Annotated in this window: 12 protein-coding genes, 1 tRNA gene and 2 pseudogenes; 3 read left to right on the top strand and 12 right to left on the bottom strand. The window is 61.8% G+C overall.

The window, feature by feature from the left end; genetic code table 11:
* From QZL63_RS03485 to QZL63_RS03475, 3 genes and pseudogenes are all read left to right on the top strand, one after another.
* Window positions 1-190 (top strand): annotated as a pseudogene (locus QZL63_RS03485) (2-oxoacid:ferredoxin oxidoreductase subunit beta); the annotation flags it as partial.
* Window positions 191-309: 119 nt separating this feature from the next.
* Window positions 310-822, top strand: coding sequence for a PepSY-like domain-containing protein (locus QZL63_RS03480; protein ID WP_022307942.1), 513 nt, complete (start codon window positions 310-312; stop codon window positions 820-822).
* A 367-nt stretch (window positions 823-1,189) separates the two neighbouring features.
* Window positions 1,190-1,266, top strand: a tRNA-Ala gene (locus tag QZL63_RS03475).
* 193 nt (window positions 1,267-1,459) lie between these two features.
* On the opposite strand, the gene QZL63_RS03470 is transcribed toward QZL63_RS03475, so the two are convergent.
* The 12 genes and pseudogenes from QZL63_RS03470 to QZL63_RS03420 form a co-directional block, all read right to left on the bottom strand.
* Window positions 1,460-2,128, bottom strand: coding sequence for an AlkZ-related protein (locus QZL63_RS03470; protein ID WP_022307941.1), 669 nt, complete (start codon window positions 2,126-2,128; stop codon window positions 1,460-1,462).
* The gene (locus tag QZL63_RS03465; protein WP_022307940.1) at window positions 2,125-2,841 is read right to left on the bottom strand and encodes a DUF169 domain-containing protein; all 717 of its coding nucleotides are present in this window, start codon (window positions 2,839-2,841) and stop codon (window positions 2,125-2,127) included. Before QZL63_RS03465 ends, QZL63_RS03470 begins: the two co-directional genes overlap by 4 nt.
* A gap of 302 nt (window positions 2,842-3,143) precedes the next feature.
* Window positions 3,144-3,917, bottom strand: a complete 774-nt coding sequence (locus QZL63_RS03460) for a DeoR/GlpR family DNA-binding transcription regulator (protein ID WP_022307939.1) — start codon at window positions 3,915-3,917, stop codon at window positions 3,144-3,146.
* Window positions 3,918-3,948: 31 nt separating this feature from the next.
* Window positions 3,949-4,692 (bottom strand): hypothetical protein, encoded by a 744-nt coding sequence (locus tag QZL63_RS03455; protein ID WP_022307938.1) that lies wholly within the window; start codon window positions 4,690-4,692, stop codon window positions 3,949-3,951.
* Window positions 4,693-4,703: 11 nt separating this feature from the next.
* Window positions 4,704-5,429 (bottom strand): MIP/aquaporin family protein, encoded by a 726-nt coding sequence (locus QZL63_RS03450; RefSeq protein ID WP_290585895.1) that lies wholly within the window; start codon window positions 5,427-5,429, stop codon window positions 4,704-4,706.
* A gap of 59 nt (window positions 5,430-5,488) precedes the next feature.
* Complete coding sequence (gene glpK / locus QZL63_RS03445; protein ID WP_022307936.1) at window positions 5,489-6,982, bottom strand: glycerol kinase GlpK; 1,494 nt, start codon at window positions 6,980-6,982, stop codon at window positions 5,489-5,491.
* Window positions 6,983-7,032: 50 nt separating this feature from the next.
* Window positions 7,033-7,155: a hypothetical protein gene (locus QZL63_RS11745; RefSeq protein WP_441293890.1), complete on the bottom strand. Its 123-nt coding sequence runs from the start codon at window positions 7,153-7,155 to the stop codon at window positions 7,033-7,035.
* A 95-nt stretch (window positions 7,156-7,250) separates the two neighbouring features.
* Window positions 7,251-8,285, bottom strand: a pseudogene (gene glpC, locus QZL63_RS03440) (anaerobic glycerol-3-phosphate dehydrogenase subunit GlpC); the annotation flags it as partial.
* Window positions 8,282-9,547 (bottom strand): glycerol-3-phosphate dehydrogenase subunit GlpB, encoded by a 1,266-nt coding sequence (glpB, locus tag QZL63_RS03435; RefSeq protein WP_022307934.1) that lies wholly within the window; start codon window positions 9,545-9,547, stop codon window positions 8,282-8,284. The gene glpB and the pseudogene glpC, both read right to left, overlap by 4 nt.
* On the bottom strand, window positions 9,544-11,166 hold the full coding sequence (gene glpA, locus QZL63_RS03430; RefSeq protein ID WP_022307933.1) for an anaerobic glycerol-3-phosphate dehydrogenase subunit A: 1,623 nt from the start codon (window positions 11,164-11,166) through the stop codon (window positions 9,544-9,546). The genes glpB and glpA overlap by 4 nt, the downstream gene beginning before the upstream one ends.
* 364 nt (window positions 11,167-11,530) lie before the next feature.
* Entirely contained in the window at window positions 11,531-12,718 is a 1,188-nt protein-coding gene (locus QZL63_RS03425; RefSeq protein ID WP_022307932.1) for a DUF5689 domain-containing protein, read from the bottom strand.
* 16 nt (window positions 12,719-12,734) lie between these two features.
* A partial coding sequence (locus QZL63_RS03420; protein ID WP_290585871.1) for a hypothetical protein occupies window positions 12,735-14,709 on the bottom strand: 1,975 nt, incomplete at its 5' end.

The following is a 14,709-nucleotide window of genomic DNA, read 5'->3' as shown; positions in this document are numbered from 1 at the left end:
GCTGCACGTGATGCTGGCGGCGATGAAGTACCCGGACTACCCGGTGGCACTGGGTGTCATCCGGGCCGTGGAGGACGACGCCGTATACGACCGCGCCGTCGAGCGCCAGGTCGAGGAGGTGAAGGCCGCCAGCAAGATCCACTCGGTGGACGACCTGCTCCGCAGCGGGGCCACCTGGGAGGTCGAATAACGGCCGGACAGAAAACGCAAATGAACCGGGGAATTTCACTTTCCCCGGTTTTTTTGTGCGTTGTGGCATCGACTTTGCCTCCATCTGGCAGCAAGTTTCACTTTTAAACGCTACGAACTATGAAAAAACTGCTGTTTCTCGTCGCATGCCTCGGCACAATACTCACCGCCGGCGCTGCAGGGCACAAGGTCGATTTCAGCGAACTGCCCGCCCGGTCGCAGGCATTCATCGGCAAGAACTTCCCGACCGAAATGGTCAAGAATGTCGAAATGGAACGCAAGGATGCAAAGGACCACTACACCGTACTGCTCAGCAACGGAACGAAGGTGATGTTCGACGGCACCAGCGGCGAACTGACGGGCGTCGCCGTGAAGGAGGGCAGCGTCCCCTCGTCGCTCGTTCCGTCGAAGGTGCGCACCTACATGAGCAACACCTACCCCAAGGAGCGTATCCACAAAATGGCAAAGACCGACAAGGGATACCGCTTCCACCTCTCGAACGGATTGATCCTCCATTTCGACGCCCAGGGCAACTTCACCAAACGGGAGGAGCACAAGGAGATGAAGAAAGAGACGCGGCACGACGACAAGGAGCGCAAGGAGGCCCGGAAGGAGGAGCGGCACACCCGCTGACCCCCTGCCGGAAGACTTTCTGCCCGATGAGCCCGGACCCGCATGCAGGTCCGGGCCTTTTGCTGCCGCGTCGGGACAGGAGAGGGACGCCCCGGGAACAAGCAGGCCGCACGGGATTCAGGGCACACGAACAGCGGAGAGAGACTATCGGGAAGGCGCATACGGAATGTCGGAAGCAAAATCCGCATACCGACAGAACGACCACGCCGCGAGCCACGCTTCAGCAAACCATTAAGGATGAGCATCTTCACGGCATACGCTTCGAAAGCCGAGCATTCGTGCACGAAAAAAAGCGCATTTTTCGGAAATATTTTCAGGCCGATATTTTGCAAATCCGGAAAAAGCAACTATCTTTGCCACGCAAAAAGGGGGATTAGCTCAGCTGGCTAGAGCGCTTGCATGGCATGCAAGAGGTCACGAGTTCGAATCTCGTATTCTCCACCAAGAAGGCCAAACAAAAGCCCGAAAACCTGCAAATTTAAAGTTTGCAGGTTTTTTGTTTCCGTTCTCACCCGGGACAAAGACCGGATAACCGCGGCCGATCCGGGGGACGCACTTCGAGGCCAAACCGGCACCGCCCCATCCTTCCTGCCAACTCAGCAACCGGAGACACGTTGTTTTCTTCCGCCCCGATCGACTATCGGAGCAAAGCGACCAGCCGCGGCCCAGCAGTTTCGGGCAGGATCTTGCGAAGTTGGGCGAGAATCCGCTCCCGCGACTCCTGCGGCGAACGATCCGGACGACAGGCATCCGGGCCGAAGAGTGTCTCGGGCGTGGTGAGCAGCGACCAGCCCCAGCCATACTCCCGCCCGTGGCGGTCGCGGGGATAGACAAAATCCTCCGTCACGATGTAGCCGCCCATCTCCAGGCGGGTCACATAGCCGTCGAACCGGCTCCGCATCTTCGGGCCCGTAAAGCCGCATGCCGCACGCAGGTCACGGGTAATGAGGCTTCCCTCAACCTTCAGCACGTCGAGGATGCTCCGTTCGATGCTTCCCTCCCCGGGCTCGGGCGAGACGCTCCTCCGGTAGTTGCAGAAGTCGGGCCACCATGCGCGGCTCACGAAGGCGGCCTTGCCGTTGAAGAACTTTCCGTAGGCGCAGCCGCTCTCCTGAAGGATAGCCCCCTTCCACTCCCACAGCGGCCACTCCCAGCCCCCGTCGGGCAAGCGCCTGTACTGACACTCCTCATCCATCACCTCCTCGGCCGACCAGCCCGGAACCCCCATGCGCAGCAGGGGAAGAAAGCCCACTTCGTTGATGCAGTCGATCAACTCGGGGCATGAATGCAGCTTCTCTCGTATCATTGTCCGATCTCTCCGTTAATTCGTCTTTTCACTGCGGAGCAGGCCTTACGGAAGAGGGCCGAATGCTCCATCGTCCGCTCCATCTCCCGGAAACGGTGCATCGGGATGACGAAGCTGAGTTCGTCGGCCGGGACCAACGGCCGGGCCGAGGGGTCCAGCAGTCCGATGAAGCAGCTCCTGCCCTGCCGGCGGTTCTCCCCGACGGCAAAGGTCACGATGCTGCAGCAGCCCGACGCAAAGCGCGTCGAGACGGCATCGTCGGCATCGTTGTCGTAAAAAGCCCAGGCGCAGAGCCCCGACAGGATGTCGGGCGTGGCAAAGAAGAGCACCCCCTCCATCCCGTCGAGCGAGGCAAGACGGTCCATGCGGACGAAATTCAGAAAGGGTTTCTCCGTCGGGCGGATATCGAGGCGGCGGATGTACTCCCGCACCTGCCCCGGGGTCTGCTTGTAGTGCTCAACCTCCGAGACAAAACCCGGAATGCGCTCCTGCATGGGGGCGAAGGCCGTATAGAGACTTCCGCCGCCGCACAGCACGTTGTCGGCGCACAGCGTCAGCGCCCCCTCCTCGCACACACGGCGAATAGCCCCGATCATGCAGCGGGGTATCTTCCGGATCTCGGCCACGGGTTCGTCCCCATACCCGAAGACGACGGGCAGCGGCGCGGCATCGCCCAAGGCGTCACGGTATCTCTGCAAAAACGACTCAATCATGACGGTTCGGTTTAACTGCTATCAAAGTTACACGTTTCCCGCCGGCTTTGCTCTCTCTCACCCAAAAAAAATCGGCTGCCGCAAAAAACAGCCGATAAAATACAGGGACTTCACCCGTTCACCCGTCCGCATGCGGCAGGAGATACGGGGCCGATGCAATCATTTCGAAGAACCTGCCCGACGAGGCGGAAACCGAGTGGTCCTCCTCCGCAAGTGGTCCTCCGGAACCGGGATGACAGAAACCGGAGCACTCCCGACCGGGAGTGCTCCGATTCGATCTTGTCGCACGCAAAACAGCCTCGCTACGCTTCATCGGCCGGAACGACCGTGACCTTGATTCCCTGCTCGCGCATCGCCTCGAGCATCTTCGGCGGCGTGCCCGAATCGGTGATCACATGGTCGATGTCGCCCAACCCGCAGATCCGGCTGAAGCCCCTCCGGCCAAACTTCGAGGAGTCGGCCAGCACCACGGTCTTCGTGGCCGAGGCGATCATCGCCCGGTTCAGACACGCCTCCTGCAAGTGCGTGGTCGAGAGCCCGTACTCGGGGTCGATGCCGTCCACCCCGAGGAAAAGCTTGCTGCAGGCGAAGTTGTCGAGCATCCGCACGGCATATTCACTGACCACCGAAGCCGACGAATGGCGGATGACGCCGCCCAGCTGGATGATCTCGATGTCGGGCTTGTCGAGCAGCTCCATCGCCACGTTCATCGCCGACGTGATGACCGTCATCTTCATGTTGGGAATGCAGCGGGCAAAGGCCTGCACGGTAGTCCCGGAGGCGATGACCAGGGCATCCTGCGGCGAAAGAAGCTCGACGGCCGCCATTCCGATCCTGCGCTTGGCCTCGGGGCGCAGTTTCTCCTTCTCCGAAACCTTCCGGGTGGCGATGTAGGGATCGGCCGGAATGGCCCCGCCGTGCGTGCGGTAGAGCAGGTGCTTCTCCTCGAGCAAGTCCAGGTCCTTGCGGATGGTGACGGCGGAGACCCCGAGCCGAAGGCTCAGGGTCCCGACATCAACGCTGCCCGCCGCCCGGAGCAGATCGAGTATGGCCTTGTGTCGTTCACGCAATGTCATACCTGCCAATTTTGCCGTTCCTTGCGGACGATCAGAATGCAAACAGATTGACACCCACCTGCAGGTAGCCCTGCCGCTGGTCGGGATTCCACATCGCATGGGCGAAGAGGGGCATCTCGAAGCGTTTGATCCGCAACTTGTAGGTCGTCTTGAGCGAAATCTGGTTCACCCCGTCGTAGCCATAGAAGTTCGCACCTCCGTCCGCCCCGTCGCGGTTGAAGGCAAACGTGCCGCCCAGACCGACATCCACCGTCCAGTGCTCGTCGCGGAAGACGCTGTACTCGGCATAGAGGAAGGTCGAATAGCGGTTGTTGCCCTCCAGGTTCAGGTCGCGGCCCGCAAAGATCGTCGCCCAGCTCACGCGCAAAGGTACCTTGAGGAGCGTATCGAAGTTGTAGGCCACGCTCAGGTCGAGGAAGTGGCTGGTCGAATACTTGTTGTAGTTGAAGATGTCCTTGCTGTAGGGCAGGTCGGGCGAGTAGTTGTAGATGTCCCACACGGCGACCGTGAAGCCGGCAACGGTATACGAGGCGTAGTAGTCGAACTCCTTGTAGTCGCCCGTGAAGTCCGTGCCGCCCCACAGTCCGACCTTGAGGCCGTCGTCGAGGAAGCCGACATTGAGATCGGCGGAGAGCACGCCTCCGTCGGCGACCTGCAGTCCGCGCCAGAGGTGCATGTTCTGCAGGGCACCGCTGAAGTGGATCTTCTGTCCGTAGGATGCGCCGCAGATCAGCAGTGCAACCGCCGTAGCAATCAGGATTTTCAGTCGTTTCATGGTCACAAGGGTCAGCAGTAAATCAGACAGTAGAGCGCAGCGGCGATGAAACCGCCGATGATCGGGCCCACGACGGGTACCCACGAGTAGGCCCAGTCGTTCGAACCCTTGCCCTTGATCGGAAGCACGGCATGCGCCAGACGGGGAGCCAGGTCACGGGCCGGGTTGATTGCATAACCCGTCGTTCCGCCGAGCGACATGCCCAGCGCAACGATGAGCATCGCCACGGGGAATGCGCCGAGGGCACCCATGCCCACCTCGGGGGTATTCTCGCCGATCGAGAGTGCCAGGATGACGAAGACCAGCACGAACGTACCGAGGATCTCGCTGAAGAGGTTGCGGCCGTAGTTGCGGATGGCCGGAGCGGTACAGAAGGTGGCCAGCTTGGCAGCCGGATCATCCGTAGCGTCGTAGTGGTCCTTGTAGAAGAGGTAGACCAGGACGGCCCCGAAGAAACCGCCGAGCATCTGCGCGACGATGTAGGGAACAACCAATGACCAGCTGAAGGTGCCGGCTGCGGCCAGTCCCAGCGTCACCGCCGGATTGAGGTGTGCACCGGAATAGGGTCCGGAGATAAAGACGCCGAGCATGACGGCAAGACCCCAGGCCAGCGTGACCACGACCCAGCCGCCGTTCTCACCCTTGGACTTTTTCAAGACGTTCGAGGCGACGACGCCGTCGCCGAAGAGTACCAGAATCGCCGTGCCGATAAATTCGAACAGGCATTTGACCATCATCTCATTCATAGCAGTTCAGGTTTTAAGGTTACGTTTCGGATTGCTGTTTTCGGGGTCTCCTATTTGGTATATTCACTCAGCGTGCGCTTGACGGCATCCTCCCATCCGGACCGGGCCGTCTGGATCTGCTTTTCGTCCCACGAGGGTTCGAAGACGCGGTCCACCTGCCACTGCTTGCGGATCTCGTCGATGCTCGACCAGTAGCCGACGGCCAGGCCGGCCAGATAGGCGGCACCCATGGCCGTGGTCTCGACAACCTGCGGGCGGATCACCTTCGTGCCGAGGATGTCGGCCTGGAACTGCATCAGCAGATTGTTGCGCGAGGCTCCGCCATCGACCTTGAGCTCCCGGAGCGGGACGCCCGCATCACGCGACATGGCGGCCGTGATGTCCATCGTCTGGTAGGCGATGCCCTCGAGCGCCGCACGGGCGATGTGGGCCGTAGTCGTGCCGCGGCTGATGCCCGTGATCGTACCGCGGGCATACTGGTCCCACCACGGGGCACCGAGGCCCGTGAGCGCCGGGACGAAGTAGACGCCGTTCGTGTCGGGCACCTGCGAGGCGAGCGCCTCGACCTCCGACGAGGAGTTGATGACATGCAGCCCGTCGCGCAGCCACTGCACGACCGAACCTCCGACGAAGATACTGCCCTCGAGGGCGTAGTTCACCTTGTCGCCGATCTTCCACGCCACGGTCGTAATCAGGTTGTTCTGCGAAAGGATGGGCTTCTCGCCGCTGTTCATCAGCAGAAAGCAGCCCGTGCCGTAGGTGTTCTTGACCATGCCCGGCTCGGTGCACATCTGGCCGAAGAGCGCGGCCTGCTGGTCGCCGGCGATACCCGAAATGGGGACCTTGTGGGCGAAGATCGTGGTCTTGGTGTGTCCGTAGACCTCGCTCGAGGACTTGACCTCGGGCATCATCGAACGCGGAATGCCGAACAGGTCGAGCAGCTCCTGGTCCCAATCCAGCGTGTTGATGTTGAAGAGCATCGTGCGCGAGGCGTTGCTCACGTCCGTCACATGGACCTCGCCGCGCGTAAGGCGCCAGATGAGCCACGTGTCCACCGTACCGAACATCAGCTTGCCTTTCTCGGCACGCTTGCGGGCTCCGGCGACATTATCCAGAATCCACTTGATCTTCGTGGCGCTGAAGTAGGCGTCGATGATCAGACCGGTCTTCTGACGGATCATGTCGGTGAGCCCCTGTTTCTTCAGTTCGTCGCAGTAGTCCGACGTGCGGCGGTCCTGCCAGACGATGGCGTTGTAGATCGGCTCCTCGGTCTCCGAATCCCAGACGATGGTCGTCTCGCGCTGGTTGGTAATGCCGATGCCGGCCAGATTCAGTCCGTTGATGTCCATGATCGAGATTGCCTCGGCGATGACCGAAGCCTGCGAGGCCCAGATTTCGTGGGGGTCGTGCTCGACCCATCCCGACTGGGGGAAGATCTGCCGGAATTCGCGCTGTGCCACGGCACAGGTCGTTCCCTTCTCGTCGAAAACGATGGCCCGGGAACTGCTCGTTCCCTGGTCCAGAGCAAGAATGTACTGTTTCATGATAGGTTTGGTTGGTGGTGTTTGGTATGAATGATTTTCGGTTTTGCGTATCAGGCCAGCCGCGAGGCGAGGATGCTCAGCGGGTGCTCGCAGGGTTTGGAGGTGGACATCTCGATCTGCCACTTGCAGGTCTCGCAGTCGGTGGCCACCAGATCGGCGCCCGAGGCCTCGATCTGCCGGAAGCGCGGCTCACCGAGGGCCTGCGCGGGNAGAGCGGCTCACCGATGGCCTGCGAGGTGGCGTAGTTCTCCTTCTTGAAGCCGTAGGTGCCGGCAATGCCGCAGCACTGCGAATCGAGCACCGTCACCTCGACGCCGGGGATCATGCGCAGCAGCTCGATCGAGTAGCAGGCCCACCCCATCTTCTCCATGTGGCAGGGCGTGTGGTAGGCCACGCGCAGCGGCGAGGCATCCTTGAAGCGGAGTTTGTGTCCCTCCTCCCGCAGCAGACGGTAGAGATAGCGCGTCGCCAGCTCGATCCGCTCACGCACGTCGTCGTTCGGCAGGTCGAGCAGGTGCGGGTACTCGTCGCGCAGCGTGAAGGTGCAGGTCGAGGAGGTGGTGATCACGTCCAGGCCGCGGGCGCCTACCGCCGTGCGGAGCGACGCAAGGTTGGTCTCGGCCTGCCGCCGGGCCTGCTTGTAGAGCCCGTTGGAGATCAGCGCCACACCGCAGCACCGCTCCTTGTCGAGCAGCTGCACGCCGTAGCCCAGGGCATTCATGATGCGGATGAGGTCCTTGCCCAGCTGGGGGTTGTTGTAGTTCACGTAGCAGCCGTGGAAGAAGGCCACCTGCCGCGGGAAAGCCTCCTGCTCGGCGGCGGCATGGCGGCGGTACCACGAGGTGAAGGTCCCGTGGGCGTATTTGGGGAAGATGCGGCGGTGGTCGATGGACATGACCTTGTCCATCATGACCCGCACGGGCTTCAGGGCCACGGCCGTATTGACGATCGGCGCAAAGGGCGTGGCGAGCGAACCGACCAGGTCGGTGTTCGCCAGTACGAAGTTGCGCAGCGACGTGTTGCGCTTGGGCCCGTACTTGATCCGCGCCGCTTGGATGATGTCGCCGATGCGCACGTTCGAGGGGCATGCCACCTCGCAGCGCTTGCAGTTGAGGCAGTATTTGAGGGCGCTGTCAAAGAAATCGGGCTGCTTGAGGCGCAGCCGTTCGCCGTCGGGACCCGCCTGTTTCGGTCCCGGGAAGATCGGATTCACGGCTGCGACAGGGCAATACACCGTGCAGACGGTGCACTTGATGCACTGCTCGAAATTGTTCTCGCTGACGGTATTCTGCTGGATATTCATGATCTTGGGCTGTTAAGGATCTGATCTGCTGCATAGAGGGCCGAGAGCAGGGAGACACCGGCCCCGCATCCCTCCTGTACGGGGTGGAACCCGGCCAGGCCGGCACCGACGCAATAGAGGTTCGCCACGGCCGCTCCCTCGCGGAGCACGCGCAGCGAACGATCCGTCCGGACGCCGAACGCCTGGTAGTTCTGCCTGTCGAAGAAGCGCAGCGTGTACCACTGCGAGCGGTCGGGGATATAGGCCGTATCGGCGCCGAAGACCGGTTCGACGATGCGGTCGGGCGTGGCCACGAGGCCGCGACTGAAGAAACTGCCCGAAGCCAGCACGAAATCGTCGGCCCGGAAGGGAATGTTGCCGTGGTTGGCCGTGAAGAGCTGCTTGACGCGCCCCTGCTCCCATTCGGCCGACACCACCGTGTCGCCCAGGAAATATTCGCCGCCCAGGGCGCGGAACCGGCGCTGCAGCGTCTGCTGGGCCTTGATCCCGGGGATCGACGGCGGCAATGTGGGCAACAGGTAGATTGGCACGCGGACCCGCGACCTCAGCGCATCGAGCGCATCGTTGCGGTTGAGCCCGACGATGGCCGGGAGGATCACGGCGTCGCATCCCTCGGCGAGTTCGCACAGCCGGCCGGCCAGCGCCTCGAGGTTGCGGTCGTGGTCGAACACACGGGCGATGTTGGCCGAACGCATCTCGCTCGGGTTGCGGCGGATCTGCTCCAGGTCGGGCAGATTGACGCACCCGAAGCGGCACTCGACGCCGTGGCGGCGGAACTCCTCGGCGATGAACTCCGGGTAGAAATCGAGGAAGCCCTCGACATTGACGATGCAGACCTTCGCGAAGGGCAGGCTGTCGGCGCTTTCGGAGGTCAGGTAGCCGTCGATGGTGAGCCACGTGGGCTGCGCCTTGCCCATCGGGGTGACGCGGAAATGGTTGCGGCGGCAACTCCCCGCAACGGAGATTCCGGCTTCGCGCAACAGCGTCTGCGCCCGGTCGGCATACAAACCGCACGCCTCGGCGCCGATGAGTGCATAGGGATGCTCGGGCTCGGTCCGCTCCAGGGCGGCGATGCCTTCGATCGGGTCTTCGACCCGCGTGCCGTCGGGCAGCCGGCCCAGCAGGTCGAACGACCCCGAGGAGAAATGGAGCGCGCTCTGTCCCTGCGAGACGATCGCGCAACGCTTGCCGGCCTCGGCCAGCCGGATGCCGCAGGCCATGCCGGCCAGGCCTCCGCCGATGATTACCGTATCGAATTTCATTTTGCTGCAGTTTTTTGCGTTTCATCCGACAATCCGCACACGCTCTCGTAGACCCAGGTCGTGTACTCGCTTTCGCGCAGGGTGTCGCCCCACGCAATGGGGGCCATACCCTTCCAGCGCTCGTTGAGGAAAGAGACCAGATCCGCCTTGGCCTTGCGTGCACAGACGGGATCCCGGCGGCCCATGAGGCCGGCGGCCCGGCAGGCACACAGCTCGCCCTGGCAGGTGCCCATGCCGACGCGCGTGCGGCGGCGCAGATCGACCAGGTTGTTCACCGAGAGGTTTTCGAGTGCATACTCCACCTCGCCGATCGAAACCTCCTCGCATTCGCACACCAGGCTGTTCTTGATCGAATCCGTGCCGTCGATGCGCGTGGCCAGCGCCCCGTGGCGGGCGATCGACGAACGCCGCTGGGCAATGGGCTTGTTGCGGGTCTTGCGATCGACCTCCTCGCGGCTCTCGGTCGAGCCCGGCAGCGGGATCTCGGCCGTGCGGCACTTCCCGTCGTTGCCGATCTTCTTGCAGATGAGGTCGGTGGCCCACTCGGCCATCAGGCGGTAGGTCATCAGCTTGCCGCCCGTGATGGTGATGAAGCCCTCCATCCCGTCGCGCGTGGCGTGGTCGAGCAGCACGATGCCGCGGCTGACCGTACGGCCGCTCGGATCGTCGTCCGAGGCCACCAGCGGACGCACCCCGGCGTAGGCCCTCAGGATGCGCGTGCGGGCCAGCAGCGGCGAGAGCTTCTCGCCTTCGCACAGCAGCAGGTCCACCTCGTCGGGCGTGATGATCATGTTGTCGATCTGGTCGTAGGGAATCTTGCTCGACGTGGTGCCGATGAGCGAAATCGTATCGCCCGGCACGAGGATGTCGGCGTCGGCCGGCTTGCGGCAGCGGTTGAGCACCATGCGGTTCACGCGATGGCCGAAGATCAGCAGCGCCCCCTTGGCCGGGAGCATGTTCACCGTGATGCCGGCCTTGGCGGCGATGCCGTGGCCCCAGATGCCGCCGGCATTGACCACCACCTGCGCACGGAACTCCAGCTCGGCATGCGTGCGGTAGTCGTAGGCCTTCACACCGACGATGCGGTCCTGCTCGCGGATGAGCTCCCGGACTTCGGTATAGGTGCGGATCTCGGCGCCGTGCGCCGTGGCGTCGAGGATGTTCGACGAGGTCAGCCGGAAGGGATCGACCGCGCCGTCGGGGACGCGGACCGCGCCGATCAGCGACGGATTGGCCGCAGGCTCCAGCCGCCGGGCTTCCTCGGGATCGAGGACGTCGGCGCGGATGCCGGCCTTGCGGCAGGCCTCGACAAAACGTGCCTGATAGTCGAGCCCGTCCTCGGGAAGGGTGATGAAGAGGCCGTCGGTCTCCTCGACACAATGCGCCGCGATCCGGCGCAGGATCATGTTCTCGCGGATGCACTCCACGGCTGACTCGTGGTCCGTAACGGCATAACGCGCTCCGCTGTGGAGCAGGCCGTGGTTGCGTCCGGTCGCCCCGGTCGAGATGTCGGAACGTTCGAGCAGCAGGGCCTTGATACCCCGGAGCGAGCAGTCTCTGGCGATACCTGCCCCGGTCGCTCCGCCGCCGATGATGATGACATCGTAGGTTTGGTTCATAGGTTGGATGGTTTATGCTACCACAAAAATAATCATTTTCATTTAAAAACAAAAGAAAATGAAAGATTTTTTATTTCGTTTTATTTCGATCAACTCAAAACAACGCTTACAAAACACAAGAATCAAGCCAAAACGAAATGAAACAAAATACAATTGTTTAATTTCGAAACACCACTCAAATCACCTTCACAGCCCCTTCCGGGCGAGGTTCGGGCATTTGCGGCGGGAAGACGGGCAAAAAAGGGGTGCGGCAGGAAAGGGCGCAGGGCCGGAAAACGAAAGCGATGGGAACCGGCAGGGAGGAGAGAAAAAAAATCGGCCGCCCCGCAAGGGGCAGCCGATCCGGATGTATCGACCGCAGGGACTACTCCTCGTAGTCGTTGGCCGAGAGGTTCGTGGTCCACGAGTCCGAGCCGGCGGGCGCCAGAGCTTCGGCCTCCGCGTCGGTAAGGAACTCCGACTCTTTGAACATCAGGTCGTCGAAGTGGCTGATCGAGCACTGGTAGGCGCCGAAAGAATAGGTCCACGATTTCGAATAGATGCCCAAAATAGCCAGGATATCGCCCTGACCACCGTCACGCACCACGGGCTGCTTGGCAAAACGCGAATAACCGCTCGTACGGACCACAAAGACACCTTCCGTCATGGTCTGCGTCGGACGCTCTGTACGATAGGAGAAAAGCACCGAACCGTAGAAGTTGCAGTGGAGGTTCTTCCGTGAAGTGTTCGAGTAGAAATCCTCATTGACCGCCCACTTGTACCAGTACTTCGACTCCACGGGACGCAGGTCGGTGCACATCCACGAAGGATAGAAATTCGAACCGATCTCCCAATAGCGGCACGTGATGCCCTTGAGCAGCACCAGACGGCCCAGATACTGCTGGCCGGCCTCACCGAAATAGTCGCCGTAGTTCGACTCGTCGATCTCGAGGATCTCCTCGCCGAGCTTCAGTTCGGTCGCCTCGCCCAGGAAGACGCGCTGGGCGATCTCCGTGGGGTTCTCGATGTTCGAGTTGGCGTAGAACTTGTGCTCGCCGACCTTGTTGTAGGAGTCGGTGGGGGCACCGCCGATCGAGAGCATCATACGGTAGTTGCCCACGTAGAGACCCGTCACCTTGACATACACCCAGTGGGTCGGGATCGTGCCGGTGGCCTTGTCGTAGGTGCCCATCGGGTAGTCGATGTAGAGGCCCGTCGAGAGCTTCACCTCGATGGCGCCCGTCTCATCGACCAGGTGCAGCGACTTGTAGATGTTGCCCTCCTCATCGCTCGACTGGATCTTGCCCTTGATGTAGTAGTCCTTGCCCTCTTTCGACTGGCCGATAAGCGTGTATTTCGTGTGTTCCCAGTCGCTGTTTTCACCCGTACCGCTGATCGATCCGTGCTCGGTGAGGAAAAGCTGCTTCACATCGGCGATCGAGATGCGCTCCATATCCGCAAAATCCGCATCCGTCGCAGCGGGACGGGGAGCCGGCATGTCGAAATCGTTGTAGCACCCCGCAACGCCCAGCGCCACGGCCAGTGCAACGCAGAATTGAATGAATTTTTTCATAGTCGTCATGTCTGTATTAGAAGCGGAAATATACATTCAGGTAATAGGTCGTGCCGAGCAGGTAGAAGTACTTCGAGTCGAAGGGCGTGTAGTACTGGATCGGCTGGACCGAAGCACCCTCCTTATTGACGTACGTGCGGCGCGAGAGACGCATCTGCTCGTAACCGCCCGTGCGGATGGTCTGGTCGTTGAGCAGGTTGTTCACCGAGAGGCTGAAGCCCAGCTGGTAGTTGTTGTAGATATACCAGTTCTTGCCCACGCTCAGGCTGAGCGTATAGGCCGGATCGAAGGTCTCCTGCTCGCGCAGGGCGTTGAGTGCCTCCATCTTCACCATGCCCGGGAGCTGTGCCGTCTCGCCCGGACGCAGCACCGTCGAGTAGGTAGCCGTCGTACGGCGTGCAGGGTTCATCGACAGGTAGATGCGGTCGTAGTAGTTGAAATCCACCGATGCGAACCAGTTGCGCGGGCCGCGGAAGTTCAGGCCGACATTGACGGCCGTCTGCGGCGAGCTCTCGACGTGGAGGTCTTTCCAGAGCACCTTGTCACCGCGGAGCACCTCCTCGCTGTTGTCGCGCGTCTGCGTGAAGTTGGCGTTCGACGTGTAGCGGTAGTCGCCCAGGCTCAGGGCTCCGTTGAAGGAGATCCCGCCCCAGATCGGCACCTCGACGCCGACCTCCAGGCCGTAGTAGCGCTTGTCGATGCCGCTCATGGCAAAGTTCGTGTAGGAGGACTGCGTGTCGTCGTAGTAGGAGATCACCTTCGACTGGTCGGTGATCGTCGTGTAGTAGCCCGAGATGCGGGCCGTGATCCACGGCAGGGTGATGTCGTAGTTCAGGTCCAGGCCGAAAACCTTCTCCGAATCGAGACCCGGCGTCGTGGTGTTGCGCGTACGGGCCGACACAAAGGCGTCGCGGAACTGCGGCGGATTGACCATGTAGGCCACGTTGGCCGACACGGAGTGCCCGCCCGAGAAGCGGTAGGCGAACTCGCCCTTGAGTTTGTAGGTCAGGTAGTCGAGCTTCTCGGAGTTGCCCAGCGAGTTGTCGCTGAACAGACCCTTCATCAGCAGACCCTCGCGCCACATGGAGGTATAGCCCACCTCACCGCCGAGCGTCATGGCAAAGCTGCCGAACGTGGCGTTGTACTGCGCCCACAGCTGGGCCTGGCGCAGGTGTGCGTAGTAGTCGTAGCCGAACTTGTCGCCCTCCTTGACGTGGCGGGCGTCGCCGTGCTCGAGGTAGTAGAGCAGGTCGTTCTGGTAGATCGAGGGATCCGAATAGCCGTTGTCGCGCAGCGCGAACTTGTCCACGTCGAGCCAGTAGTCGGCGCCGAGCAGGTCCTTCACCTCATCGTAGTACTCCGTGCGGTTGATGCGCGCCGAAACGCCGCCGCGCAGGATCGACTGGTTGCGGAACGTATGCGAGACGTTGGCCGCAAAGTTGAAGTCGCGCTGGTCGGTGTGGCGCTCCTCGATCATGTAGATGCCGCCCTCGCCCGCCTGGTTGCGCAGGTAGTTGCGCTGGATCATCTGGTCGAAGTTGATCAGGCTCTTGTTCGGGTCGGTCATCCACTCCTTCATCGCCTGGATGCGCATGTCGTTGTAGGAGCCCTGCCCCACCGGATCGGGATCGATGCCGGCAGCCGTCTCGTACATCTTGTTCTCGTAGTAGCTCGGCAGGTAACGGTAGTAGTCCGGACGCGGGTCGGGACCGTCGGTCCACGTCAGGGCCGAGTAGCCGTTCTTGCCGAAGCGGAATGACGTCGCGGCCGTAAGCTTCGTGGCCGACGAGATGTCGAACCCGTAGTTGAGCATCACGATCGGCTCGTGGTAGTCACGCACGCGCGTGTTGCGCAGCTTGCCGTCCTGACGGCCGACGTTCGGGTTGTAGTAGTTGTTGTCGAGCAGGTCGTAGGCCTCCTGCGTCGAGGCCTGCTGCGCACCGCGCTCGGTCGGGGCGCCCATCACGGTCAGGGCCAGGTTGTGGCGGTCG

This window comes from Alistipes sp. CAG:268 (genome assembly GCA_000434235.1).
GTDB classification, from domain to species: domain Bacteria; phylum Bacteroidota; class Bacteroidia; order Bacteroidales; family Rikenellaceae; genus Alistipes; species Alistipes avistercoris.
This window is presented reverse-complemented; position numbering and strand designations above follow the sequence as displayed.